Below are 25,072 nucleotides of genomic sequence, written 5' to 3'. Positions count from 1 at the left end.
TGGGCTACATGTAGTCAGTAGACAACCCAAAACCGCAGGTCAACACCCACCCGTCAACACATCAGGGGGAACTTCGGCTTAGACCGCGGGCAGCGCACTAATGATTGCCACCACCCGGAACGCCTCGCGGATCCTTGACCCGCGCTTAAATTTTGAACCGCCCGGCGAACCCGCGAAGCGGCAGGTCGGCGCTGGTGATGAGTCCCGGCGGCGCCGCCACCACCGACTTGATCGAGGCCAGCGCGGGCATGCCGGTGACGGTCATGCCGATGGAGGCGAAGTTGTCCGGGTTGGACAGGTCCACGCCGGCCTTGGGGAAGATCATGTGCTTGTTGTAGATGCACGGGTCGCCCTTGATCTGGGTGATGTAGCAGCCCTTGATGTTCCAGCTCGGATCGGTGTGCGGGGTCATCTGCCACTCCAGGTGCGTCTCGACCCGGGGGACCCCGTCCACCATGCCCTGGTACTTGATGTAGTTGCCGCCCAGCGAGCCCTTGGGCAGCGTGTACCAGCCCAGGTCCACATCCTTGGTGCAGGCGCCCAGCTCGTAGCTGAACTTCACCTCGTCGAGGGTCAGGTCGAAGCAATCGGCCATCATCAGCACGCTGTCGGCGAAGACGCGGGTGTACTTCTCCAGCTTGGACGGGATCTCCGGATCGTCGACCGGCTGGCCGTAGCCCACCTCGATCCAGGTGTCCTTGGAGTGGTGGCATGACACGTCGACGGACTCGATGGTGGTGACGTTCTCGATATCGGCGACGTCGGCCGAACACACCACGCCCAGTATCTGGTTCAGGCCCGGGTTCATTCCGGTCCCGTAGAACGTCGCGCCACCCTTTTCGCAAGCCTCGGCCAGCAGCCGGCTCACCGGCTTGCCCGACGGATGCGGATGGTTCTTGTCGCGGTGCCAGCCGGTGATCCAGTCGGCCGTGGTGACGATATTGATGCCCGCCTCAAGCACTTTGACGTAGAGGTCCTCGTCGGGGAACACGCCGTGGAAGGTGAGCACGTCCGGCTTGGCGGCGATGATCTCCTCGATGCTGCCGGTGGCCTTCACGCCGTTGGGAGCCACGCCGGCGAGCTCGCCCGCGTCCTTACCGATCTTCTCCGGCGAATAGCAGTGCACGCCAACGAGTTCGAGGTCGGGCTGGGTGGCGATCCGCTTGATCATCTCCGAGCCGACGTTTCCGGTGGCCACCTGGAAGACGCGGATAGGTGCGGTACTCATTGCATTGAGCCTTCCTGCGATGCGAATGCCTCGGGGTAGAACTGCTTGGCCCACGTGCGGATTGCGGTGAAGCCCTCGTACTCGTCGGGGGCCAGCGCCGGCGGGTCCGAGTAGCGCTGGTGTTGCCAGATCTCGATGTCCTGCTCGAACTGCCGGATCACTTCGCGGCCGAACTCGGCCGCCTTGACCTCGGCGCGGGCCGGGTCCTTGGCCGGCTTGCGACCGATGTAGACCATGAACCGGACATCGGAGGTGAACTCGTCGACCGGGGTGACCGCGGAGATGGTGCGGTTGTCGATCATCCCCCAGCTCTTGGTCACCGCGATGCCCAGACCGCCGTTGATGGCCTCGACGCCGCTGTTGACGTCCTCGATCTTCTGCCCGTCGTCACCTTCGAACGTGATGGTGAAGTCGACGAACGACACCGGCTCGGCGAAGTCGTGGCGGGTGAACACCGGCACGATGGGCGTGTTGTGCACGAACTTGAAATGTGCGAAGTCGACGCCGTTTTCAAGCACGTACTGCGGATGCAGCTCCAGGGTCTGCCGGTACAGCCGCTGCTGGGGGTAGTAGTCGTCCGCGTTGCTGCCGTCGCCGAACGCGCCGAACACGTCCGGCGCGTCGAAGTACGGCTCGCGGCGCTCGACGTCGTGCCAGATGTAGACCGACTCGTTGCGTTCCACCACGGGGTAGGTGCGGATGCGCCGACCTCGGTTGGGTCGATCCTGGTAGGGAATGCGGACGTTGCGGCCCTCCTGACTCCACTGCCACCCATGGAACGGGCACTGCAGCACCTCGCCGACGACCTTGCCGCCGTAACCCAGATGCGCGCCAAGGTGTTCGCAGTAGGCGTTCATCACGGTGAGCTGTCCGGACTCGGCCCGCCACGCGACCATCTCCTGGTCGAAGTACTTCATTTTGTGCACGTCGCCCATACCGATCTCGTCGGACCAGGCGACCTGGAACCAGCCGGTTGGTTTCATCGACAGCGGCGGCTTAGCCATGCGGGATCCCTCCTTGAGAAGAAATGATAGGCGGGGCGCCCCAAGAATAAAAGTGCCCTCTATGAAACTTTTGGCACCCTGCGCGATAGGCTCGGTAGATGACTCGGCAGGTCAGCGGGGCCGGAACCGCGAACCGGCGCCCCAACCGGCGCGGCAACGCCACGCGCGAGAGCATGCTCGAAGCCGCGCTAAAGTCGCTGGCCTCCGGTGACCAGGGCTCGGTGTCAGCCAATCGCATCGCCAAGGACATCGGCGCCACCTGGGGCGCCGTGCAGTACCAGTTCGGCGACACCGACGGGTTCTGGGCGGCGGTGCTGCACCGCACCGCCGAACGGCGCGCCGCGACCTTCTCGACGCTGTCGACACCGATCTCACCGGACGCGCCCCTGCGCGAGCGGGTCGGCGCCATCATCGACACCCTCTACAGCGGGTTGGCGTCGCCGGATTCCCGCGCGATCGAGAACCTGCGAGCGGCGCTCCCCCGCGACCCCGACGAACTCGAGCGCCTGTTCCCGCGCACCGCCGCCGAGCTGTTCTCTTGGGGCAAGAGCTGGTTGGAGACCTGCCAGAACGCCTTCGCCGGTCTGGACGTCGACCCGGGTCGGGTGCGGGAGGTGGCCGCCCTGATCCCGGGCGCGATGCGCGGGCTGGTGTCCGAGCGTCAGCTCGGCTCGTACGCCGACCTGGATATGGCGCGGCAGGGCCTGACCAACGCGCTGGCGGCCTACCTGGAGCAATCCTGCCCGTGACGAACGGCGACATCACGATCCGCCAGGCCGGACCGAGCGATCTGGTGAACGTCGCCGAGATGCACTATCCGGTCTGGCGGCGGTCTTGGGCCGGCATACTGCCGGACCCGACGCTCGACGTCCTCGGATCACCGCGACGCTGGGCCATACTGGCGTACCCGCGAATCCTGCAATGCCGCAACTGGAGCATGTGGGTCGCGGAATCCTGTTCCCGGACAATCGGAATGACCATCTTCGGGCCGGACCCCGCGAATCCCGAGCAGGTCGAACTCGACTCGCTGTACATAGCGGCGGAATGCCAACGGCGCGGCGTCGGAGGCCGCCTGCTCGCCACGGCTCTGACCGAAAGCCCTCCGGGCGACGTCGTCTTGTGGTGCGCAGAACGCAACGCGCAAGCGCGGATCTTTTACGAGAAGAACGACTTTCGCGTCGACGGCCGCACCCTGGACTGGGAGCCACTGCCAGGTGTCAAGGTCGCCCATCTGGGCTACCGGCTCAGCCGGCGTTAGCTTTGACGAATGTCGAAGCGCGCGAACAATCGGACCATCGACGGGCTGATGCGCCGCATCGCGTAGCCCACCCAGGACTCCGCGGCGACCGGCAGCACGGGCGGCCCGGTCCCGATGGCCTTCACGATCGCCCTGGCGGTCGCCTCCGGTGTGAAGTTGCGGCGCCGGTAAGCCTTGTCGGCCTTCTCCCGGGCCCGCTCTTGCTGTTCCGCGGTCATCCCGGCATAGATGGTGTTCTTCGCGATGTTGGTGTTGACGAACCCCGGACACACGGCGGTGACGGTGATGCCCTCGTCGGCGAAGTCGGCCCGTAACGATTCGCTCAGCGCCAGGACCGCCGCCTTGGTGGTGCTGTAGGCGACCATGGATTTCGACGGCAGGTACGCCGCCGCCGACGCCATGTTGATGATCGTCCCGCCCTCGCCGCGCTCGACCATCTGCGCCCCGAATGCCCTGCTGCCTGAGATCACGCCGCGCACGTTGACCCCCAGGATGTCTTCCCAGTTGGCCGGGCTCGTCTCCAGGAACCGGCCCGCCATCCCGATGCCGGCGTTGTTCACCAGGATGTCCACCACGCCGTGCTCGTTACGGACTTGGGCGGCAAGGCGATTCATCGCGGCTTCGTCGCTGACGTCGACCTGGTACACCGCGGCCTCGGCGCACGCGGCCCGAACGGCATCCGCGGTCACCTTGGCCGCGGCCAGATCGCGATCGACGATCACCATCTTGCCGGCGCCGTGGCGGGCCAGTTCCACCGCGGTGGCCCTGCCGATGCCGGCGCCCGCTCCGGTGACCAGGGCGAGTTTGCCGCGCACCTCGCGCGGTCCGCCGCGCACCGTGGGCACGCCCGCGCCGGGCTCGCCGCCGGCATTCCGGTCGACCCATTCGGCGGTCAGCCGGGCGATGACATCCGGCCGCGAGGTCACCACCCAGTGGCCGCCTTCGATCGAAACCACCCTGCCGCCGGCGGGAATTGCGCCGGTGAAGCGCTGCAGCGCCGGCGTCACGAAGACGTCCCTGCGCGGAACCAGCACCTGAACCGCGACGGTCGTGGTGGGCAGCTGCGGACCCGGCGACAGGATCGGGGCGGGCATGTTCTCCCGATACAGGTTGAGCCCATTGAGGTAGTCGGTGATGGAGCGCGTCGTGTCGTGGCGTTGGCTGAGCGTGCTCGAGCGGCCTATGCGCTCAAGCGCTTCAACGACTTTCACACCGATCCTGGACCGAAACGCCAGCTCCGGCACCCCCGGGCTGAGGAAGAAGCCGATGTAGCCCGACGCCAGCAGCTGCCTGGCCACCTGGGCCACAGCGCGCGGCCGTCGGGCCGACCGCAGAAACGCCCCCGCGTACTGCAGGTGCGGACCTGAAATCGAGGTGAAGGAGCCGACTTTGCCCATCACCGTGTCGTCGGTGACGGCAGCCCATGCCTGGATCGATCCCCAGTCGTGGCCCAGCAGGTGGACCCGTTCGACGCCGAGGCTGTCGATCACCGCACCGATATCGGACACCAGCTGCGCGAACGCATACCCGGATCGCCCTGCGGGACGCGACGATTCGCCAGCACCCCGAACGTCGTAGGCGACGAAGTTGTAGCGCCTACCGAGCGTGCTCATTTCCTGGGCTACGCCGTCCCAGACGTGGTGGTTATCGGGAAAGCCGTGAATTGCCAGGACGGTTGGGCGCGCAGGATCGATCTCGGTATACCGGTGCACGGCCAGGCTGACGCCGTCGGTGGCGGTGACGTTCAATATGGTGGCCCCCCTGGCATCGGCCGGTATAGGACGCGGTCGTCAGCCGGCGGCGACGTGTCGGCGCAGGTCGTACTGCCCGAGATCGGTGTTCGCCAGCATGGCGCGATGTTCGCCCGGCGTGAATGGCCACACCTCGGGCACCCCGTCCTTGTTCAGGTACCAGCTCTGACAACCGGTGGTCCACACCGTGTCGGGCATCGCGGCACGCAGCTTGGCGTTGAAGTTCTCGGTCGCCGGCCATGTCGGCTCCACCGTGTCGAATTCGCCACGCCGCCAACGTTGAATCCACCGCAGTATGTGGTCGGCCTGCGATTCGGCGACGGTTGTCAGCGCGAGGTTGCCGACCGGGCTGTGCGGACCCAGCATCATGAAGAAGTTCGGGAAGCCCGGTAGCGCCACGGTCTGGTAGGCGCGCGGACCGTCGCGCCACACATCGTCGGCGGTGATGCCGTTGCGGCCGATCAGCTGCATCGGCCTAAAGAACGCGTGGGTGTCGAATCCGGTGGCGAGCACGATGATGTCCGCCTCGTGTAGGACGCCGTCGTCGGTCACGATGCCACGCCGCTCCACGTGGTCGATGACGGCGGTGACCAGTTCGACGTCGTCGCGCTGGATGGCGCGGTAGAAGCTATTGGACATCACCAACCGTTTGCACATCGGCGTGTAGTCGGGGGTCAGTGCCCGGCGCAACTCGGGGTCGCGGACCTCGCGCAGGCTGGCGCGGCACAGCGCTCCCATGATCTTTCGGCGCAGGCCCGGCTTGGTGAGCCCGGCGGCGAAGAGGTCGTAGCCGAAGCTGTAGCAGCGGTAGGCCATCCGGTCGAGCCAGCCGAACCTGTTGTGGGTGATGTTGGTGAGCCTGCTGTATCGGGGGTTGGGCAGTCGAAGCACCCACTGCGCGGTGCGCTGGAACAGCATGACGCGGGCCGCCACGCCGGTCAGGCCGCACACGAGCTGCACTCCCGTCGACCCGTTGCCGATGATGGCGATCCGCCGGCCGCGCAGCTCGACGGAATGATCCCACCGCGCCGAGTGAAAGGCGTGTCCGCCGAAGTCATTGAGACCGGGGATGGACGGCAGGCGCGGGTGATGCAGTACGCCGGTGGCGCAGATCAGGAAGTCGACGCTCGACTCCTCGCCGGCGTCCGTGCGCAACGTCCAGAGGCCGCCCTCGAAACGCGCGCTGACGATTTCGGTACCGAACCGGATGCGGTCGCGCAGCCCGAAGCGGTCGGCGACGTCGCGGAAATAGGCCTGGATCTCGCCGCCGGGCGAGAAAAGGTGCGACCAGTTTGGGTTTTGGGCGAACGTGTACTGGTAGACGCGCGACGGGATGTCACAGACCAGGCCGGGATAGGTGTTTTCGCGCCACGTCCCGCCGACCTCATCGGCCTTCTCGTAGATGGTGACATCGGTTATCCCGCTGCGCAGCAGAGCAATTGCGAGACACAGCCCCGACATGCCCGCTCCGACGACGGCTACGGCGGGATCGCGTCGCATGGTCGCCGGCTACTCGGACTCGGCGCGCTGTTTGAGGCGCTGCAGGGTGAGCCGGATGTGTTCGGTGTTGGCGGCGACGCGATCTGGAACACCGGTGGCCTTGCCGGCGAGCTTGCGGAACCAGCCGGGCCTGCGGTCCCAGGTGCTTTCGGTGACCCGGCAACCACCGTCGGCCGCCACGATGTCGTATTGCCAGCGCGCGATCGGGACGACGGTGTGCCGCACATCGAACGCGAAGAGGCGACCCGGTTCCGCGTCGGTCACCGTGCACTTGGTGCTCCAGCGTCGTTTGCCACTTTCGTTGTGGCCGGTGAACACCGCCCCGGGGCGGGCGGCATCGCCTTTGCACCACTCCATCGCCACCGCCTCCTCGGCCAACGAGGCCAGCGTGGGCAGGTCGGTGATCAGCCGATACACGACGTCGGGGCGGGCGTCGACCTGAACGGTTTCCGTCACGCACGAGTCAGTCATTCGCCGATCATAGCCAGCGCCCGTGGTCTCACCTCGATTGCGGCCCATCCGAACTTTCTCCACACTTGAGGTCGAACCTTCCAAAGCAAGGGGCAACCATGCGAGTCGGCGTACCGACCGAGACCAAGGTCAACGAGTTCAGGGTGGCCATCACGGCCGCCGGCGTCGCCGAACTGACCCGCCGCGGTCACGAGGTGCTCGTCCAGGCCGGTGCCGGCGAGGGGTCGTCCATCCCCGACGAGGAGTTCAAGGCGGCGGGCGCCCAATTGGCCGGCTCGGCCGATCAGGTGTGGGCCGAGGCCGACCTGCTGCTCAAGGTGAAGGAACCGATTCCGGCCGAATACGGCCTCCTGCGGCGGCCTCAGGTGCTGTTCACCTATCTACACCTGGCCGCCTCTCGCTCCTGCACCGAAGCGCTATTGGCTTCCGGCACAACGTCAATCGCCTATGAGACCGTGCAGGCCGCCGACGGCACCCTCCCGTTGCTGGCTCCGATGAGCGAGGTGGCCGGCCGGCTGTCGGCGCAGGTCGGCGCCTACCATCTGATGCGGACCCACGGCGGGCGCGGTGTGTTGATGGGCGGGGTCCCGGGCGTCAAACCCGCCGACGTCGTGGTGATCGGCGCGGGTACGGCCGGGTACAACGCCGCGAGGGTCGCCAACGGCATGGGCGCGAGCGTGACGGTTCTCGACGTCAACATCAGCAAACTCCGGCTGCTCGACGCGGAGTTCGGCGGACAGGTCCGCACGCGCTACTCGTCGGCGTACGAGCTGGAGGGCACCATCACGCGTGCCGACCTGCTGATCGGGGCGGTCCTGTTGCCGGGCGGCAAGGCCCCGGAGCTCGTCTCGAATTCGCTTGTCGCGCAGATGAAGCCGGGTGCGGTGCTGGTTGACATCTCCATCGACCAGGGCGGCTGCTTCGCGGATTCGCGGCCCACCACCCACGATGACCCGACGTTCGCCGTGCACGCCACGCAGTTCTACTGCGTGGCGAACATGCCCAGCGCGGTGCCCAAGACATCGACCGTGGCGCTGACCAACGCGACGATGCCCTACGTGCTCCAACTGGCCGACCATGGCTGGCAGGCGGCGTGCCGGTCGGATCCGGCTCTGGCGAAAGGCCTTTCGACGCACGACGGAGGGCTGCTGTCCGAACGGGTGGCCGCCGACCTGGGTCTGCCGTTCACCGATCCGGTGAGCGTCCTGGCCTAGTCCGTTTCCACGAGGCCGGCGATGATGTCGGCCGCCGGCCCGGCTTGGGCCTCCTTGAACGAGGTCCCTGCCCACAGCGGTATGCCGTTCGGGTCCTCCATGGCGGCCGCCGCCTCCCGGATCGGGGTGGTCATCTGGTTGACCTCCGGGTAGCCCAGCGGCGCCACGTTGTCGAGCAGGCGGGTGAAGTTGTTCTCCAGGCCGCGCGCGTAGCGGCCCGAGAAGGCGCGCGTGACGACGGTGGTTCCGAAGACCGGATTTTTCAGGGCGGTGCGGTGCGCGGTGCTGGTGCCCGCTTCGTCGCTGAGCAGCAGCGCGGTGCCGACCTGTGCGGCCACCGCGCCCCGGCGCAGCACGGCGGCGACGTCCCGGGCGGTGCCCAGGCCGCCCGCCGCGACGACGGGGACCTCATGCGCATGGCGGATGCGATCGATCAGGTGGTGCAGCGATTCGTTACCGGGTTCCATGTCGGGCGCGAACGTGCCCCGGTGCCCGCCCGCGTCCGGGCCTTGAACGATCAGGCTGTCCGCCCCGGCGGCGACGGCCACTCCGGCCTCGTACGCCGACGTCACCGTGACCATCACCAGCAGGCCCAGCGCACCCAGCCGACGGATGACGTCGGGCGGCGGAACCCCGAAGGTGAACGACACCAGCTCGGGCCGCACGTCGGCCACCACCTCGAGCTTGCGCTCCCAGTCGTCGTCGTCACCGTATTGCGGGTGACCGACCTCGACCTGGTAGTAGTCGGCGATCTCTTCGAGTTCTTCGGCGTAGTAGTCCAGCGCCACCCAGTCGGCGACGCTGGGTTGGGGCACGAACAGGTTGACCCCCAGCGGGCCGGTGGTGGCTGCGCGCGCGGCGGCGATGTCCTCGGCGAACCGCTCCGCACTTTGGTGGCCGCCGGGGACGAAGCCGAGCCCACCCGCGTTGGACACCGCCGCGGCCAGTTGGGGCGTGCCCGGTCCGCCGGCCATCGGCGCGCCCACGATGGGCACCATGATGTCCCAAAAACCCAGTACCACGGAGCTAATTTACCATCGCCCGAAGTTGTTGGGGCAGTGACCGTTTGGAGGCATACGGACCCAGGATCGCGGCGCCGTAGGGTTGGTTCAGCAGCCGGTGGGCAACCGCGTTGACCTCCTCGACGGTCACTTGGTCGATCTTCCGCAGGGTGTGCTCGATGCTGCGGTGCTCGCCGTAGTTCAGTTCGTTGCGGCCCAGACGGCTCATCCGGGAGCTGGAATCCTCCAAGCCGAGGACGAGCCCGCCGCGCAACGACCCCTTGGCGATCCGGCACTCCGCCTCGGTGATGCCGTCGCGGGCCACCGACTCGAGGACCTCGTTGGTCACCTGCATCACCTCGGCGAACCGCTCGGGCTGGCAGGCGGCATAGACGGACAGCGCGCCGCTGTCGGCAAAGATGTCCACCGTCGAGTAGACCGAGTAGGCCAGCCCGCGCAATTCGCGAACCTCTTGGAACAAGCGGGAACTCAGGCCCCCGCCCAGCGCACTGTGCAGCACCGACAGCGCCCAGCGATGCGGCCAGCTACGCCCGGGAGTGCGCACGCCCAGCGAGACGTGGGTCTGCTCGGCGTCCCGGTTACCCAGCATCAAACGGGGCCGCCCGGTCACCCGTCCGGCGCCCTTGCGCGGGGCGATGTGCCGGCGCCCGCGGACCAGATGCGCCCCGAAGTGCTCACGCACCAGCGCGACCACCTCGTCATGGTCGACATTGCCGGCCACCGCCACCACCATGCGTTCCGGCGTGTAGCGCCGCACGTGAAAGGAGTGCAGTTGGGTCCGGGTCATCGACGACACCGACCGCGCCGTGCCGATCACCGGGCGGCCCACCGGGTGGTCACCGAACATCGCGCCCAGGAACATGTCCCCCAGCGCGTCCTCGGGGTCGTCGTCGCGCATCGCGATCTCTTCGAGCACCACGTCGCGTTCCAGCTCGACGTCTTCGGCGGCGCAGCGACCGTTGAGCACCACGTCGGCCACCAGGTCGACGGCCAGCGCCAGGTCGCTGTCCAGCACGTGCGCGTAGTAGCAGGTGTGCTCCTTGGCGGTGAAGGCGTTCAGCTCCCCGCCGACGGCGTCCACCGCCTGCGCGATATCCACGGCGCTCCGGGTGGGCGTCGACTTGAACAGCAGATGCTCGAGGAAGTGCGCCGCCCCCGCCACGGTGGCGCCCTCGTCGCGCGATCCGACGCCGACCCATACCCCGACGGACGCCGAACGCACCGACGGCAGGTACTCGGTGACGACCCGCAGGCCGCCCGGAAGCGTGCTGCGGCGCAGTGCGGATTGGCGGTCCGGTTCCGCCTCGGCGATCTGCTTACCCCGGCGCAGAGCGCCCGCACGAGTCGGCCGCGGCCGGGGTAAGTCAGTTGCTGGCGGTCGCGGCATCGGCAGGCGCGGCCGCCGGGGCGTCGGCTGGGGCGGCGCTGTCTTCCTCGACCAAGACGAGGGAGATCTTGCCGCGCTTGTCGATATCGGCGATCTCGACCCGCAGTTTGTCGCCGACGTTGACGACGTCTTCAACCTTTGCGATGCGCTTGCCCCTGCCGAGCTTGGAGATGTGGACCAGGCCGTCGCGTCCCGGCAACAGCGACACGAAGGCGCCGAAATCGGTTGTCTTGACCACGGTTCCGAGGAACCGCTCGCCCACGGTCGGCAGCTGCGGGTTGGCGATGGCGTTGATCCGGTCGATCGCGGCCTGCGCCGACGGCCCGTCGGTGGCGCCGACGAACACGGTGCCGTCGTCCTCGATGGAGATCTGCGCGCCGGTCTCCTCGGTGATGGCGTTGATGACCTTGCCCTTGGGCCCGATGACCTCACCGATCTTGTCCACCGGGACCTTGATGGTGGTCACCCGCGGCGCGTAGGGGCTCATCTCGTCGGGCGCGCTGATGGCCTCGGCCATGACCTCGAGGATGGTCAGGCGGGCGTCCTTGGCCTGGGACAGTGCACCCGCCAGCACCTGGGACGGAATCCCGTCCAGCTTGGTGTCCAGCTGCAGGGCGGTGACGTAGTCCTTGGTGCCGGCGCACTTGAAGTCCATGTCGCCGAACGCGTCCTCGGCACCGAGGATGTCGGTCAACGTGACGAAGCGGCGCTCAGTCTTGCCGTCTACCTCGACATCGTCGGAGACCAGCCCCATCGCGATGCCGGCGACCGGCGCCTTGAGCGGCACACCGGCGTTGAGCAACGCCAGCGTGGAGGCGCACACGGATCCCATCGACGTCGAGCCGTTGGAACCCAGCGCTTCGGACACCTGGCGGATGGCGTACGGGAACTCCTCGACGCTGGGCAGCACCGGGATCAGGGCCCGCTCGGCGAGCGCGCCATGCCCGATCTCACGCCGTTTGGGCGAACCGACCCGGCCGGTCTCGCCGGTGGAGTACGGCGGGAAGTTGTAGTGGTGCATGTAGCGCTTGGAGGTTTCCGGTCCCAGCGAGTCGATCTGTTGGGCCATCTTGACCATGTCCAGCGTGGTCACGCCCAGGATCTGGGTTTCGCCGCGCTCGAACAGCGCGCTGCCGTGCGCCCGCGGCACCACGGCGACCTCGGCCGATAGCGCGCGAATGTCGGTGATGCCCCGGCCGTCGATGCGGAAGTGGTCGGTCAGGATGCGCTGCCGGACCAGCTTCTTCGTCAGCGAGCGGAACGCGGCGCTGACCTCCTTCTCCCGGCCCTCGTAGGTGTCGGCGAGCCGCGCCAGCACCTCGGCCTTCAGCTCGTCGGTGCGCTGGTCGCGCTCGGCCTTGCCGCCGATGGTCAGCGCCTTGGCCAGCTCGTCGGTGGCCACCGAGGCGACCGAGTAGTACACGTCGTCCTGGTACTCGGGGAACACCGGGTAGTCACCGGTGGGCTTGGCGGCCGCGTCGGCCAGCTCCTGCTGGGCGGTGCACAGCACGGCGATGAACGGCTTGGCCGCCTCCAGACCTTCGGCGACAACGCTTTCGGTCGGCGCCTGTGCGCCGCCCTCGACGAGCTCGATGACGTTCTCGGTGGCCTCGGCCTCGACCATCATGATGGCGACGTCGGGTTTACTGTCGGGCTTGCCGTCGTGCTCGACGATGCGGCCGGCCACGACCATGTCGAACACGGCACGCTCGAGCTGCTCCACGGTGGGGAACGCGACCCAGGTGCCGTCGATCAGCGCCACCCGCACACCGCCGACCGGGCCGGAGAACGGCAGGCCGGAAATCTGGGTGGACGCCGACGCGGCGTTGATGGCCAGCACGTCGTAAAGGTCGTTGGGGTCCAGACTCATGATCGTCACGACGACCTGGATCTCGTTGCGCAGCCCACTGACGAACGACGGGCGCAGCGGGCGGTCGATCAGCCGGCAGGTCAGGACGGCGTCGGTGGACGGCCGGCCCTCGCGGCGGAAGAACGAGCCCGGGATGCGGCCCGCGGCGTACATCCGCTCTTCGACGTCGATGGTCAGCGGGAAGAAGTCGAAGTGTTCCTTCGGGTTCTTGCTGGCGGTGGTCGCCGACAGCAACATGTTCTCGTCGTCGAGGTAGGCGACGACGGCACCGGCGGCCTGTTGGGCCAGCCGGCCGGTCTCAAAACGGATGGTGCGGGTGCCGAAGCTCCCGTTGTCGATGGTGGCGGTTGCCTCGAACACGCCTTCTTCAATTTCAGCGACAGACATGGGTGTCCGTACGGCCTCTCTGGTATTCAGCTTTTTCGCGTCGTCACAGGCAAGTAACCCGAGAGCTTCCTAAGGAGAGGAAAGAGTCTGAATGCGGCTACGGCCATCGATCGAAGCGGCCGACCTGCCCCAGATCCAGAGAGCCCGGCAGCCACTACCGAAGACCGCCCGAGACAGACTGGGCTACTCCCGTTGTGACACGCTGGAACGGCGCACGCGGATCTGCGCGACCGTACCGTTTGTTCGGGCCGAACCCGGCCCAGAACGCTCCCACTCTACACGGGCGGACTTAGCCCGCAGTAGGGCCGGTGGGGGTGTTCCCGCCCGGGTCAGCGGCGCAGCCCCAGGCGCTCGACCAGCGAGCGGTACCGCTCCACGTCGATCTGGGCGACGTACTTGAGCAGCCTGCGGCGGCGCCCGACCAGCAGGAGCAGGCCCCGCCGGGAGTGGTGGTCGTGCTTGTGCACCTTCAGGTGCTCGGTCAGGTCGGCGATCCGCTTGGTCAGCAGCGCGACCTGCGCCTCCGGGGAACCGGTGTCGGTGTCATGCAGGCCGTAGGTGCCCAGGATTTCCTTTTTCTGCTCGGCGGTCAGCGCCACGAAAACATCTCCATCAATCGGTGCCGCGAAAAATCTCGTACGTGCCCGCCGCGGACTGCAGCACACGTCGTATCGGGGGGCGAGTCTATCAGCGGCGGTGATGTCCGCCGAAATCGCAGGCCAGCACCACACCACTTGTAAACCTACAACCATTCGGTTGTAGGTTTATCGCGTGACCGTAGATCAGCGCGTGACCGTCGATCAGGAAGACCGGGCTGACGCCCTGTTCCACGCGCTCGCCGACCGAACCCGGCGCGACATCATGCGCCGGGCGCTGGCCGGGGAACACTCGGTTTCCACGCTCGCACTGAAGTACGACATGAGCTTTGCAGCGGTGCAGAAGCACGTCGTCGTGCTGGAGAAGGCCGGCCTGATCACCAAACGCCGAAGCGGTCGCGAGCAGTTGGCCAGCGGTGACGTGACGGCCGTGCGGTCGGTGGCCGCCATGCTCACCGAGTTGGAACAGGTCTGGCGCGGTCGCATCGCGCGCATCGACGAACTCATCGCATCCGACTCAACCAAGGAGGACTGAACCATGCCCGTGACCGGCGTACAGCACGATCCTGACAACCTGACGCTGACCATCACCGCGGACTTCGCCGCACCGGTGGACCGGATCTGGCAGGTCTACGCCGACCCGCGCCAGCTGGAGAAGGTGTGGGGACCGCCGTCCCATCCGGCGACCGTAGTCGACCACAGCCTCACGCCCGGAAGTCGCACGACGTACTTCATGACCGGCCCGGACGGCGACAAGTACGCCGGATACTGGGACATCACGGCCGTTGACGCGCCGACGAGCTTCTCCTTCCTCGACGGCTTCGCCGACCTGGACTTCAACCCCAACCCCGGCCTGCCGGTCTCGGTGAACGTGTACACCTTCGCCGAGCACGACGGCGGTACTCGCGCGACCTACGTGAGCACCTTCGAGTCCGCCGAGGCGCTTCAGCAGGTGTTGGACATGGGCGTGGTCGAGGGCGCCTCTTCGGCCATCAATCAGATCGACGAGCTGGTTGCTTCCTGAAACTGCGGCGAATCAGTCCTGCGCCGAGAGCATCGTGCGGGCCCGGTCGGTGTCCTTGCCCATCGCCTCGACCAGATCGGGCACCGAGCCGAACGTGCGCTGTCCGCGGATGCGTGCGACGAAGTCCAACGCCACGTACTGGCCGTAGAGGTCGGCGGTGGTGTCCAAGACGAAGGCCTCGACGGTGCGAGTGCGTCCGGAGAAGGTCGGGTTGGTGCCGACGGACACCGCGGCCTGATAGCGCTCGCCCGGGACGACGGTGCCGGTCACCGGTCCGTGCCCGAGCAGGGTGAACCAGGCGGCATACACGCCGTCGGCCGGGATCGCCGAATACATCGGCGGCGCCACGTTGGCGGTTGGGAATCCCAGCTCCATGCCCCGCCCCTCGCCCCGGACGACGACACCCTCGACGCGGTGCGGACGGCCCAGCGCCTCCATGGCCGCCACCACGTCACCGGCATCCACGCAGGACCGGATGTAGGTGGAGGAGTACGTCACGGTCTCGTTGCTCATGTGCTCGGTGAGCAGCGATATCGACTCCACCGCGAAGCCGAATCGCTCGCCGGCGCGCCGCAGCGTGTCGACGTTGCCGGTCGCCTTCTTGCCGAACGTGAAATTCTCGCCCACCACGACCTCCACCACGTGCAGGTGCTCCACCAGCAGCTCGTGGACGTAGCGCTCCGGTGTCAGCTTCATGAAGTCGCTGGTGAACGGCATCACCAGGAAGACGTCGATGCCCATCTCCTCGACCAACTCGGCGCGCCGCGTCAACGTCGTCAGCTGCGCGGGGTGGCTGCCCGGATAGACCACTTCCATCGGGTGCGGGTCGAAGGTCATCAACACGGTCGGTACGTTGCGGGCGCGCCCCGCCTTCACCGCATGCGCGATGATCTCGGCGTGGCCCCGGTGCACACCGTCGAACACCCCGATGGTGAGCACGCATCTGCCCCAGTCCGTGGGAATCTCGTCTTGGCCGCGCCACCGCTGCACGACCGCAAGCCTACGGCTCGCGGCGATCCGCCGGGAGATCCGCACGCGCGAAGGTGTCGGGGAGCACACGATCAGGCTTGGGTTGCCTAAACTTTCTGGTTGTGAGGGCTGACGAAGAGCGTGGCGGTCTCACCGCGGTCGGCCAGGACTACCTCAAGGTCATCTGGAATGCCCAGGAGTGGTCGCTGGAGAAGGTCAGCACGAAGATGCTGGCCGAGAAGATCGGGGTCTCGGCCAGTACGGCCTCGGAGTCGATCCGCAAACTCGCCGAGCAGGGCCTGGTCGACCACGAGAAATACGGCGCCGTGACCCTGACCGAAGCGGGCCGGCGGGCGGCGCTTGCGATGGTGCGCCGGCATCGGCTGCTGGAGACCTTCCTGGTCAACGAGCTCGGTTACGGCTGGGACGAGGTGCACGACGAGGCCGAGGTGCTCGAGCACGCAGTGTCGGACCGGCTGGTGGCCCGCATCGACGCCAAGCTGGGGTTCCCGCAACGCGACCCGCACGGGGACCCGATCCCCGCATCGGACGGCCAGGTGCCCACCCCGCCGGCGCGTCAGCTGTGGGCGTGCGACGACGGAGACACCGGCACCGTGGCCCGCATCTCCGACGCCGACCCGGAGATGCTGCGCTATTTCGCCGACGTCGGGATCAACCTCGATTCGCGGCTGCGGGTCCTGACCCGTCGGGAGTTCGCCGGCATGATCTCGGTGGCGATCGAGTCGGGCGACGGCGCGGAGACGACGGTCGACCTGGGCAGCCCGGCGGCCCGGGCGATCTGGGTGGTAGGCTGAGCCGCCGCGGTGGCGCCCGCTAGCTCAGCAAGCCCTTGGCGATGTGGGTGACCTGAACCTCGTTGCTGCCGGCGTAGATCATCAGTGACTTCGCGTCGCGGGCGAGCTGTTCCACCCGGTATTCGGCCATGTAGCCGTTGCCGCCGAACAGCTGGACGGCCTCCATCGCGACGTCGGTGGCCACCTCCGACGAGTACAGCTTGATCGCCGATGCCTCGGCCAGCGTCAGCGGTTTGCCCGCCCGCTGCCGCTCGATCGTGTGAAACACCATGTTCTGCACGTTCATCCGGGCGATCTCCATCTTGGCCAGCTTGAGCTGGATCAGCTGGAACTGCCCGATGTTCTTGCCCCACAGCGTGCGCGTCTTGGCGTAATCCACGCACAGCCGGTGACATTCGTTGATGATGCCCAGCGCCATCATCGCGATCCCGATCCGCTCGGCGGCGAAATTGTCGCGCGCGCTGTCGCGGCCGTCCCCGCCGGCGTGCTGTTCGCTCTCCCCCAGCAGCCGGTCGCGACCCAGCCGCACGTTGTCGAAGAACAATTCGCCCGTCGGCGAGGACATCATGCCCATCTTCTTGAACGGCTTGCCCTGCGTCAGGCCCGGCATGCCGGAGTCGAGGACGAAAACCAACACCGGCCGGTTGCGCTTGTCCACCTTGTTGTCCGGGGCAGCGTCGCCGTCGTCGAGCTTGGCGTACACCACCAGGACGTCGGCGTAGGGCCCGTTGGTGATGAACGTCTTCTGCCCGTTGAGGATGTAGTCGTCACCGTCGCGTTTGACGTGGGTCTTCATGCCGCCGAACGCGTCCGAGCCGGAGTCCGGCTCGGTGATGGCCCACGCCGCGATCTTCTCCAGCGTCATCAGCCCGGGCAGCCAGCGTTCCTTCTGGGCCAGCGTGCCGCGACTCATGATGGTCGTCGCGCCCAGGCCCAGGCTGACCGAGACGGTGCTCAACAATCCGATGCTCACCCCGGCCAGCTCGGAGACCATCATGGCGACCATCGACGCCTGGGCGGCCATCCCGCCGGAACCGCCTGCGCCGTCCGGCTTTTCGCTGTCCGCCTCGCCCGCTTCCTTGCCTCGCTCGCGGGCCCGCTCGCGCTCCAGCATCGATTTGACCGATTCGGCGGCCATCGCGTCGAGCCCGAACTGGCTGAAGAGCTTGCGCGCGATCGGATACGGCGACATCGCGCCGGTTTCCAACTCGTCAAGGTGCGGACGAATCTCTTTGTCGATGAACTGACGGACGGCGTCGCGAACCATCAGGTCCGCGTCGGACCACTCGATCATGGGCGCGCCGGTCAGCGCTCGGCGCGCTGGTAGGCGGTGACGACGGCCGCGCCACCCAGCCCGATGTTGTGTTGCAGTGCGGCGCTGACGTTGTCGACCTGACGCTTGTCGGCGGACCCCCGCAGCTGCCACGTCAGCTCGGCGCACTGCGCCAACCCGGTCGCGCCCAGCGGATGACCCTTCGAGATCAGGCCGCCCGACGGGTTGACCACCCAGCGCCCGCCGTAGGTCGTGTCGCCGTTGTCGATCAGCTTGGGCGCCTCGCCCGGGGCGCACAGCCCCAGCGCCTCGTACAGCAGCAGTTCGTTGGCGGAGAAGCAGTCGTGCAGCTCGATCACCTGGAAGTCTTCGGGGCCCAACCCGGACTGGTCGTAGACCTGTTGCGCCGCTTGGACATTCATGTCGTACCCGATCAGGTTTTTGGCGCTTCCGTCGAAGGTCGACGCGAAGTCGGTCGTCATGGCCTGACCGACGATCTCCACGGCCTGCCCGGCCAGCCCGTGGCTGTCGACGAAGCTCTCCGAGGCCAGGATCGCCGCGCCGGAACCGTCGGACGTCGGCGAGCACTGCAACTTGGTCAGCGGGTCGGAGATCATCCGCGCCGCCAGGATGTCGTCGAGCGTGTAGGACTCCTGGAACTGAGCGAATGGGTTGTTGACGGAGTGCTTGTGGTTCTTGTAGCCGATCTTGGCGAAATGCTCTGCGGTGCTGCCGTATTGCCTCATGTGCTCACGACCGGCGGCGCCGAACATCCAGGGCGCGACGGGCATCGCGAACTCGTCGATCTCGGCCATCGCCTTGACGTGTTTGCCCATCGGCGATTCGCGGTCCTGGGCGCCCCCACCCAGCGAGCCGGGTTGCATCTTCTCGAATCCGAGCGCGATGGCGCAGTCGACGATCCCGCCGCGGATGGCCTGGGCCGCCAGGAACAGAGCGGTCGAGCCGGTCGAGCAGTTGTTGTTGACGTTGACGATCGGAATCCCGGTCATGCCCAGCTCGTAGAGCGCGCGCTGGCCGGACGTGGAATCGCCGGCGACGTAGCCGACGTAGCCCTGCTGCACCTCGCGGTAGTCCACACGCGCATCGGCCAGGGCGTTGGTCCCGGACTCGCGCGCCATGTCCGGGTAGTCCCAGCCCTCCCGGCGGCCCGGCTTCTCGAATTTCGTCATGCCGACGCCGACGACATACACCTTGTTGGACATAGCGAACACCTTCCAGACAGGCTTGAGACGATCCGCGCCCCAGCCTATTCCTAGAGCGTTGCCGGGCGGATCACTACCACCGACTTGGTCCGCGGGCCCTCGTCACGCAGCAGCGCAATCACCCGGCCGTCGGCGTCGCAGGCGGCGTAGACGCCATCGATGCCGGCCGGCGACAGCGGCCGTCCGTTGGCCGTCGCCTCGGCCTCTTCGGCGGTCAGGTCGCGCCGCGGAAAGATCAGCAGGCACGCCTCGTCCAGGGTCAGCGACAGGCCGGGCCGCTCGGCCAGGTCGTCGAGCGAGCGGGCCTGCTCCAGGGTGAAGCGGCCGACGCGGGTGCGCCGCAGCGCCGTCAGATGCCCGCCCACCCCGAGCGCGGCGCCGACGTCGCGGGCCAGCGCGCGAACGTAGGTTCCTGACGAGCAGTCGACCTCCACGTCCACGTCGACGAACTGGCCGTCGGACCGAACGTCGAGCACCTCGAACCGATCGATGCGTACCGGCCTGGCCTCGAGTTCGACGGTCTGGCCCTCGCGAACCAGCCGATAGGCGCGTCGCCCGTCCACCTTGATCGCGCTGACCGCCGACGGCACCTGCTCGATGTCGCCGCGCAGGCCGGCGACCGCGCCGGCGATCGCCTCGCGCGTCAGGTGCGCGGCCGAGACGCTGTGCAGCACTTCCCCTTCGGCGTCCTCGGTGGAGGTGGTCTGGCCGAGCCGGATGGTGGCGGCGTACGACTTGGAGGCCGCCGTCAACAGGCCGAGAATCTTGGTGGCGCGGTCGACGCCGATCACCAGCACACCGGTGGCCATCGGGTCCAGCGTCCCCGCGTGCCCCACCCTCCGGGTGGAGAAGATACGGCGGCAGCGCCCCACCACGTCGTGACTGGTCATCCCGGCCGGCTTGTCGATGACGACCAAACCTGGACCAGGGCCCGGGCCGCTGGGGTGTGAGCTCATAGCACGATGGCGGTCAGCACCAGCCCGCGCTCGACCGACCACCGGCCCCTCAGCGCGGTCAGCGGTGGGCCATCGAGGGCCCGCCCGTCGATCAGGATCTTGGATACGAACACCCCGGTGGTGCTCCCGTCGGGCGGGTCGAGGTCGAACACGACGTGGGCGTCCTCGAAACCCAGCCAGCGCTTTGTCAACGGGAACCAGGCCTTGTACGTTGCTTCCTTGGCGCAGAACAGGATCCGATCCCAATGCAGGCCCGCGGGCAACGACGCCATCTCGTGTCGCTCCTCGGGCAGGCTGATCGCGTTCAGCACGCCGTCCGGCAACACGTCGTGCGGTTCGGCGTCGATGCCCACCGAGCGCAGCGCTTCGGTGCGGCCTACGACCGCGCCGCGATAGCCCGTGCAGTGGGTGAGGCTGCCCACCACGCCGTCGGGCCAGCACGGTTCGCCCTTCTCGCCCTTGAGGATCGGCACCGGCGGCAGGCCGAGCTCGCCCATCGCGACGCGCGCGCAGTGCCGGACGGTGATGAACTCGTGGCGACGCTTGTCGACCGACTTGGCGATCAGCGGTTCCTCTTCGGGCAGCGGGGCCAGGTCGGGCGGGTCGGAGTACAGCTCGGAGTAGGCCAGGTCGTCCTCGTCGGGTAGCACCGAGGAGACCAGCATCTGCTCGGTCATCGGGACTGCCGCTGCCGCAACCGTTCCCGGAACTGCGCGGCCTGTTGCCGCATCTCGGGAGTGATCTCGAAGTGGCCGCCGAAGTCGTTGAGGTATCCGGGCGCGTATTGCGGATCGGGCAACACCTGGCGCAGCCAGCTGTGCGGCTTGCGGCGCCGCCACTCCCGCGGGTAACCCACCGACACTTCCTCGAAGCGCACGTCGTCGTACCAGGTGGTGCGCGGAATGTGCAGGTGACCGTAGACCGAACAGACGGCGTTGTAGCGGGTGTGCCAGTCGGCCGTCTTGGTGGTCCCGCACCACAGCGAGAACTCCGGGTAGAACAGCGCGTCGCAGGGCTCGCGGACCAGCGGGAAATGGTTCACCAGAACGGTCGGGGTCATCCAGTCGAGTTGCTCGAGGCGCGACCGCGTGGCGGCGAGCCGCTCCCGGCACCAGGCGTCCCGCGTGGGATACGGCTCCGACGAGAGCAGGAATTCGTCGGTGGCGACCACGTTGCGCTCCCGCGCGATGGTCAGGCCTTCGGCTTTGCTGGCCGCGCCCTCGGGCAAGAAGCTGTAGTCGTAGAGCAGAAACATCGGCACGATCGTCGCCGGGCCGCCGCGCTCGGTCCACACCGGGAAGGGATGCTCGGGCGTGACGATGCCCATTTCGTCGCACATGTTGACCAGGTAGTCGTACCGGGCCTTCCCGAAGATCTGTACCGGATCCCGCGTCGTGGTCCACAGCTCATGGTTGCCGGGGACCCAGATCACCTTGGCGAATCGACGGCGCAGCAGGTCAAGGGCCCAACGGATGTCGTCGGTGCGCTCGGCGACGTCGCCGGCGACGATCAGCCAATCGTCCGGCGAGGACGGGTGCAGCGATTCGGTGACCGGCTTGTTGCCGAGGTGGCCGGTGTGCAGGTCGGAGACCGCCCACAGCGTGGGTTGCCCCCCATCGGTCGATTCGTGCCCCGCATTTTGACCAGCCACGATTAACCAGCCTAATAACCCGCAGTCTGGGCCGGTTGAGGCCCGGCACCTTGCTCGTGGCATTAGAACGTATTCTTGTTTCCCTGTGACCGCGCCGACGCGACTTGTACACTCCCCGCAAGGAGCGCCGAGCCGTCAGGGGGGTTTCGTGTTCGCCAAGGTGCGTCTGATCGGGGCGGTCGGTGCCCTGGTCGCAGCGGCCATAGCAGGCACAGTGGGGTGGCAGGGTGCCTCGCCGGGGCCGACGGGCGGCGGGCGCGTCGAGCTGCGCTCGACCGCGGCGCCGATGGAAACCACCATGAAGAGCCCGATCGTGGCGACCACCGACCCGCGGCCATTCGACGCGTGCGAGGACATCCCGTTCGATGCCCTGCAGCGGCTCGGGCTGGCGTTCACACCGCCCGAGCACGAAGACGGCCTGCGCTGCCACTTCGACGCGGGTAACTATCAGCTGGCCGTCGAGCCCATCATCTGGCGCACCTACGAGGAGACGCTGCCCCCCGACGCCGTCGAGACCACCATCGCAGGCCACCGCGCCGCGCAGTACTGGGTGCTCAAGCCGACGTATCACAACAGCTACTGGTATTACTCCTGCATGGTCGTGTTCAAGACCGGCTACGGCGTCCTGCAGCAGGCGCTCTACTACTCGACCGTTTACTCCAATCCCGAGGTGGATTGCATGTCCACCAACTTGCAGCGGGCCAACGACCTCGCGCCTTACTACAAGTTCTGAGGTCGTTCGGGCCTTAACCTGGGCACCGTGAGTATCACCTCGACGCGAACCGCCCAGCCCACGCTGCACACCCTGCGACACCTCAGCGGCAAAGCCGTCGGCCGGCTGCTGGGCCTGCCGATGGCGACCACCGATTACACCGTGGAACGGGTCCGGGTGCCGATGCGCGACGGGGTCGACCTGGTGGCCGATCACTACGCACCGAATACCGCCTCCCCCGCCGGCACCCTGCTGGCCAGGGGGCCCTACGGGCGCGCCTTTCCGTTCTCCCTGCTGTTCGGCGGGCTGTACGCGGCGCGCGGCTACCACGTCGTGCTGCAGAGCGTCCGCGGCACCTTCGGGTCGGGCGGGGACTTCGAGCCGATGGCCAACGAGGCCGCCGACGGCGCCGACACGGTGGCCTGGCTGCGCGAGCAGCCCTGGTTCACCGGCCGCTTCGCCACCATCGGACTGTCGTACCTCGGGTTCACCCAGTGGGCGCTGCTGCAGGATCCCCCGCCGGAGCTGGCCGCGTCCGTCATCACCGTGGGGCCGCACGATTTCAACGCCTCGGTGTGGGGCACCGGCTCGTTCGCGATCAACGACTTCCTGGGCTGGAGCGACATGGTTGCCCACCAGGAGGACCCGGTGCGTGCCCGATCGGCGCTGCGCCAGCTGCAGAACCGCCGCAGTGTGACCCAGGCGGCCCTCGGGTTGCCGGTGGGCGACACGGCCCGAGCGCTGCTCGGTGCCGGCGCGCCGTGGTTCGAGTCGTGGGTCGAGCACACCGACCCGAGCGATTCGTTCTGGGACGCGCTGCGCTGCGGCGACGCGCTGGACCGCGTCGACGTGCCCGTGCTCCTGATCGGCGGTTGGCAGGACATCTTCGTCAGACAGACGCTGCAGCAGTACGGGCATCTGCGCGGCCGGGGCGTCGACGTCGCGCTCACCATGGGCCCCTGGACGCACACTCAGCTGCTCATCACCGGGCTGGGCACCTGCATGCGGGAATCGCTGGACTGGCTGGACACCCACCTTGGTGGCGCGGCCCCGCGCCGGCCCAGCCGGGTCCGCGTCTGCGTCACTGGCTCGGATAAGGGTCAGGCCTGGCGCAACGTGGCCGACTGGCCGCCCGCCACCACCGAGCGCGCGCTGTATCTGCGGCCCGGTGGCCACCTGGGTGAGACCGCGCCGACGGACCCGAAGCGGTTGGCGCCGGCGACCTTCCGCTACGACCCCGCCGACCCGACACCCACCACCGGCGGACCGTTGCTGTCACCGAACGGCGGCTACCGCAACGACAGCCGGCTCGCGTCGCGCGACGACGTGCTGGCCTTCACCAGCCTCACCCTCACCCACGACCTGTGCATCTACGGAAGCCCGGTCGTCGAGCTGGCGCACGGCGCGGACAATCCGAACGTCGACCTGTTCGTCCGGGTGAGCGAGGTTGACGCCAGGGGCCGGTCGAAGAACGTCAGCGACGGCTACCGGCGGTTGCAGGCCGTCAACAAGTCGTCGAAGGGGACCGTCCGGGTCGAGCTCGACGGCATCGCCCACCGCTTCCGCGCCGGCTCACGCATCCGCGTGCTGATCGCCGGCAGCTGGTTTCCCCGCTACGCGCGCAACCTGGGCACCGACGAGCCGATCTTGACGGGCCGGCAGTCCGAGCCGGCCACCCACACCGTGCGCTATGGCCGGTCCCGGCTGCTGCTGCCCGTCGGACCGCTCGACCTGTCAGCCAACGGCGCGGCGGACGCGGGCGGCGACTTCGGTTAGCGCGGCGTCATCACACACCGGCGGCGCCAATGGCGCGTGCACCGGTAGCTCCACCCAGCTTTTGCAGCCGCCGTACTCGGGCGTCCGGGTGATTTCCACCCGCTCGGCCAGGGGATGCACCGACACCACCAGCACGGCCAGCCTGTGTTTCGGGCGGAAGTCGAGCCGGTCGGCGCGCACCGACTCGGCGGTCCAGATGTGCAGGTCCTCGATCGCCGCGAGGCCGTCCGGCCGGTTAACCGGCACCGCGGCAACGACTTTCGCGGCCGCCCGGATCACCAAACGATCGTCGGTGCTGTCGACGGCGGCCGCTTCCAGCAGATCGCGATGTTCGGGCCGGACGCGCTCCGCGTGGCTGTGCGCGACCGTCGGGAACAGCAGGAACTCGCGGGCGGCCAGCTCGAACCGCTTTTCCCCGATGCCGCCCTTGCGCAGCAGCACCCGCTGGCGCCCCTCCAGCAGCGCGTGCACGGCGGCGCTCCACTCCTTGAGCGCGGGCATCGTCGCGGTGAGCGTCATTGCGCCCCGGCCAACCGGGCGACCACCTCGGGCCGGCGCAACGGCGGGACGGTCTTGGGCGGCTGACGCCGCGGGGGCAGCGCCGCCAACAACCGCGTCGTCGTCTCCGTGACCTCGGCTACCGCCGCCTCGAAGGCCTCGGCGTTCGCCGCCGAGGGTCGGGTGATCCCGCTGACCTTGCGCACATATTGGCGCGCCGCCGCCGCGATCTCCTCAGCGGTGGCCTGCGGTTCCAACCCGCGCAGCTCGGTGATGTTGCGACACATGACCACAACGATAGGCGCGCCCCGCCGAGCGAGCGCCTTGTCACATTCGCCACACGGGCCGCCGCGGAGAAGCGCGCTCGCACTGCCAGCTGTGACCGCGAAACGCGACCCTTTACGGTGATCTCAGTGTCAGGGTGAGGTGCCGCTTGTTGCGGTGGTTGGATCCTGATCACCTGATGTTTGGCTCGTACCGTCGGTGC

At 67.8% G+C, this 25,072-nt stretch carries 25 protein-coding genes; 8 read left to right on the top strand and 17 right to left on the bottom strand.

Annotated elements, in window-relative coordinates; all coding sequences use genetic code 11:
* Positions 1-145: 145 nt before the first annotated feature.
* Both AWC17_RS05075 and AWC17_RS05070 read right to left on the bottom strand, forming a co-directional pair.
* On the bottom strand, positions 146-1,228 hold the full coding sequence (locus tag AWC17_RS05075) for an NAD(P)H-dependent amine dehydrogenase family protein (RefSeq protein ID WP_046183584.1): 1,083 nt from the start codon (positions 1,226-1,228) through the stop codon (positions 146-148).
* Positions 1,225-2,232 carry an aromatic ring-hydroxylating dioxygenase subunit alpha gene (locus AWC17_RS05070; protein ID WP_046183585.1) on the bottom strand — a complete coding sequence of 336 codons (1,008 nt, stop codon included), beginning with the start codon at positions 2,230-2,232 and terminating at the stop codon, positions 1,225-1,227. Before AWC17_RS05070 ends, AWC17_RS05075 begins: the two co-directional genes overlap by 4 nt.
* A gap of 173 nt (positions 2,233-2,405) precedes the next feature.
* Between AWC17_RS05070 and AWC17_RS05065 the strand changes: the two genes are divergently transcribed.
* Positions 2,406-2,981, top strand: a complete 576-nt coding sequence (locus AWC17_RS05065; RefSeq protein ID WP_276806786.1) for a TetR/AcrR family transcriptional regulator — start codon at positions 2,406-2,408, stop codon at positions 2,979-2,981.
* Positions 2,978-3,490 carry a GNAT family N-acetyltransferase gene (locus tag AWC17_RS05060; RefSeq protein WP_046183587.1) on the top strand — a complete coding sequence of 171 codons (513 nt, stop codon included), beginning with the start codon at positions 2,978-2,980 and terminating at the stop codon, positions 3,488-3,490. Before AWC17_RS05065 ends, AWC17_RS05060 begins: the two co-directional genes overlap by 4 nt.
* Here the strand turns inward: AWC17_RS05060 and AWC17_RS05055 are convergent.
* From AWC17_RS05055 to AWC17_RS05045, 3 genes are read right to left on the bottom strand one after another with little or no spacing between them, the layout of a single operon-like run.
* On the bottom strand, positions 3,487-5,241 hold the full coding sequence (locus AWC17_RS05055; protein WP_141224504.1) for an SDR family oxidoreductase: 1,755 nt from the start codon (positions 5,239-5,241) through the stop codon (positions 3,487-3,489). The two genes, AWC17_RS05060 and AWC17_RS05055, sit on opposite strands and share 4 nt — an antisense overlap.
* 39 nt (positions 5,242-5,280) lie before the next feature.
* Positions 5,281-6,741 carry a flavin-containing monooxygenase gene (locus tag AWC17_RS05050; protein WP_085164367.1) on the bottom strand — a complete coding sequence of 487 codons (1,461 nt, stop codon included), beginning with the start codon at positions 6,739-6,741 and terminating at the stop codon, positions 5,281-5,283.
* A gap of 9 nt (positions 6,742-6,750) precedes the next feature.
* Entirely contained in the window at positions 6,751-7,212 is a 462-nt protein-coding gene (locus AWC17_RS05045; protein WP_046183600.1) for an SRPBCC family protein, read from the bottom strand.
* A 98-nt stretch (positions 7,213-7,310) separates the two neighbouring features.
* On the opposite strand from AWC17_RS05045, the gene ald reads away from it, so the two are divergent.
* A complete protein-coding gene (ald, locus tag AWC17_RS05040; protein ID WP_046183590.1) occupies positions 7,311-8,426 on the top strand; it encodes an alanine dehydrogenase in 1,116 nt (371 codons plus the stop codon).
* Here the strand turns inward: ald and AWC17_RS05035 are convergent.
* The 4 genes from AWC17_RS05035 to rpsO all read right to left on the bottom strand — a co-directional run bounded on the left by AWC17_RS05035 (position 8,423) and on the right by rpsO (position 13,691).
* Entirely contained in the window at positions 8,423-9,448 is a 1,026-nt protein-coding gene (locus AWC17_RS05035) for a nitronate monooxygenase (protein WP_046183591.1), read from the bottom strand. The two genes, ald and AWC17_RS05035, sit on opposite strands and share 4 nt — an antisense overlap.
* A gap of 4 nt (positions 9,449-9,452) precedes the next feature.
* Positions 9,453-10,835, bottom strand: a complete 1,383-nt coding sequence (locus AWC17_RS05030) for a M16 family metallopeptidase (protein WP_046183592.1) — start codon at positions 10,833-10,835, stop codon at positions 9,453-9,455.
* Positions 10,813-13,092, bottom strand: coding sequence for a polyribonucleotide nucleotidyltransferase (locus AWC17_RS05025; RefSeq protein WP_082122984.1), 2,280 nt, complete (start codon positions 13,090-13,092; stop codon positions 10,813-10,815). The genes AWC17_RS05030 and AWC17_RS05025 overlap by 23 nt, the downstream gene beginning before the upstream one ends.
* Positions 13,093-13,421: 329 nt before the next feature.
* On the bottom strand, positions 13,422-13,691 hold the full coding sequence (gene rpsO / locus AWC17_RS05020; RefSeq protein ID WP_003878661.1) for a 30S ribosomal protein S15: 270 nt from the start codon (positions 13,689-13,691) through the stop codon (positions 13,422-13,424).
* Between the two features lie 190 nt (positions 13,692-13,881).
* Here rpsO and AWC17_RS05015 point away from each other — a divergent pair, with 190 nt between their 5' ends.
* Together AWC17_RS05015 and AWC17_RS05010 are read left to right on the top strand one after the other, a co-directional pair.
* A complete protein-coding gene (locus AWC17_RS05015; RefSeq protein ID WP_046183601.1) occupies positions 13,882-14,223 on the top strand; it encodes an ArsR/SmtB family transcription factor in 342 nt (113 codons plus the stop codon).
* Positions 14,224-14,226: 3 nt separating this feature from the next.
* Positions 14,227-14,712 carry an SRPBCC family protein gene (locus AWC17_RS05010; RefSeq protein WP_046183594.1) on the top strand — a complete coding sequence of 162 codons (486 nt, stop codon included), beginning with the start codon at positions 14,227-14,229 and terminating at the stop codon, positions 14,710-14,712.
* 12 nt (positions 14,713-14,724) lie between these two features.
* On the opposite strand, the gene AWC17_RS05005 is transcribed toward AWC17_RS05010, so the two are convergent.
* A complete protein-coding gene (locus tag AWC17_RS05005; RefSeq protein WP_046183595.1) occupies positions 14,725-15,702 on the bottom strand; it encodes a bifunctional riboflavin kinase/FAD synthetase in 978 nt (325 codons plus the stop codon).
* Between the two features lie 101 nt (positions 15,703-15,803).
* Here AWC17_RS05005 and mntR point away from each other — a divergent pair, with 101 nt between their 5' ends.
* Positions 15,804-16,496, top strand: a complete 693-nt coding sequence (gene mntR / locus AWC17_RS05000; protein ID WP_046183596.1) for a manganese-binding transcriptional regulator MntR — start codon at positions 15,804-15,806, stop codon at positions 16,494-16,496.
* A gap of 19 nt (positions 16,497-16,515) precedes the next feature.
* Here the strand turns inward: mntR and AWC17_RS04995 are convergent, their stop codons facing one another.
* The 5 genes from AWC17_RS04995 to AWC17_RS04975 are packed head-to-tail and all read right to left on the bottom strand — an operon-like array spanning position 16,516 to position 21,548.
* Positions 16,516-17,790, bottom strand: coding sequence for an acyl-CoA dehydrogenase family protein (locus AWC17_RS04995; protein ID WP_085164366.1), 1,275 nt, complete (start codon positions 17,788-17,790; stop codon positions 16,516-16,518).
* Between the two features lie 11 nt (positions 17,791-17,801).
* Positions 17,802-18,992 (bottom strand): lipid-transfer protein, encoded by a 1,191-nt coding sequence (locus AWC17_RS04990; protein ID WP_085164364.1) that lies wholly within the window; start codon positions 18,990-18,992, stop codon positions 17,802-17,804.
* Positions 18,993-19,042: 50 nt separating this feature from the next.
* On the bottom strand, positions 19,043-19,948 hold the full coding sequence (truB, locus tag AWC17_RS04985; RefSeq protein WP_085164362.1) for a tRNA pseudouridine(55) synthase TruB: 906 nt from the start codon (positions 19,946-19,948) through the stop codon (positions 19,043-19,045).
* Positions 19,945-20,625 (bottom strand): 4'-phosphopantetheinyl transferase PptT, encoded by a 681-nt coding sequence (gene pptT, locus AWC17_RS04980; RefSeq protein ID WP_085164360.1) that lies wholly within the window; start codon positions 20,623-20,625, stop codon positions 19,945-19,947. Before pptT ends, truB begins: the two co-directional genes overlap by 4 nt.
* Entirely contained in the window at positions 20,622-21,548 is a 927-nt protein-coding gene (locus AWC17_RS04975; protein WP_276038209.1) for a metallophosphoesterase family protein, read from the bottom strand. Before AWC17_RS04975 ends, pptT begins: the two co-directional genes overlap by 4 nt.
* Positions 21,549-21,747: 199 nt before the next feature.
* Here AWC17_RS04975 and AWC17_RS04970 point away from each other — a divergent pair, with 199 nt between their 5' ends.
* Entirely contained in the window at positions 21,748-22,332 is a 585-nt protein-coding gene (locus AWC17_RS04970) for a DUF3558 domain-containing protein (protein ID WP_047321738.1), read from the top strand.
* 27 nt (positions 22,333-22,359) lie between these two features.
* Positions 22,360-24,087 carry a CocE/NonD family hydrolase gene (locus AWC17_RS04965; RefSeq protein WP_085164356.1) on the top strand — a complete coding sequence of 576 codons (1,728 nt, stop codon included), beginning with the start codon at positions 22,360-22,362 and terminating at the stop codon, positions 24,085-24,087.
* On the opposite strand, the gene AWC17_RS04960 is transcribed toward AWC17_RS04965, so the two are convergent.
* Entirely contained in the window at positions 24,046-24,606 is a 561-nt protein-coding gene (locus AWC17_RS04960) for a DUF1802 family protein (protein WP_046186779.1), read from the bottom strand. The genes AWC17_RS04965 and AWC17_RS04960 overlap by 42 nt on opposite strands.
* Positions 24,603-24,872 (bottom strand): DUF2277 family protein, encoded by a 270-nt coding sequence (locus tag AWC17_RS04955; protein WP_046186782.1) that lies wholly within the window; start codon positions 24,870-24,872, stop codon positions 24,603-24,605. The genes AWC17_RS04960 and AWC17_RS04955 overlap by 4 nt, the downstream gene beginning before the upstream one ends.
* Positions 24,873-25,072: the final 200 nt, after the last annotated feature.

The organism is Mycobacterium nebraskense (genome assembly GCF_002102255.1).
Lineage (GTDB): Bacteria > Actinomycetota > Actinomycetes > Mycobacteriales > Mycobacteriaceae > Mycobacterium > Mycobacterium nebraskense.
This window is presented reverse-complemented; position numbering and strand designations above follow the sequence as displayed.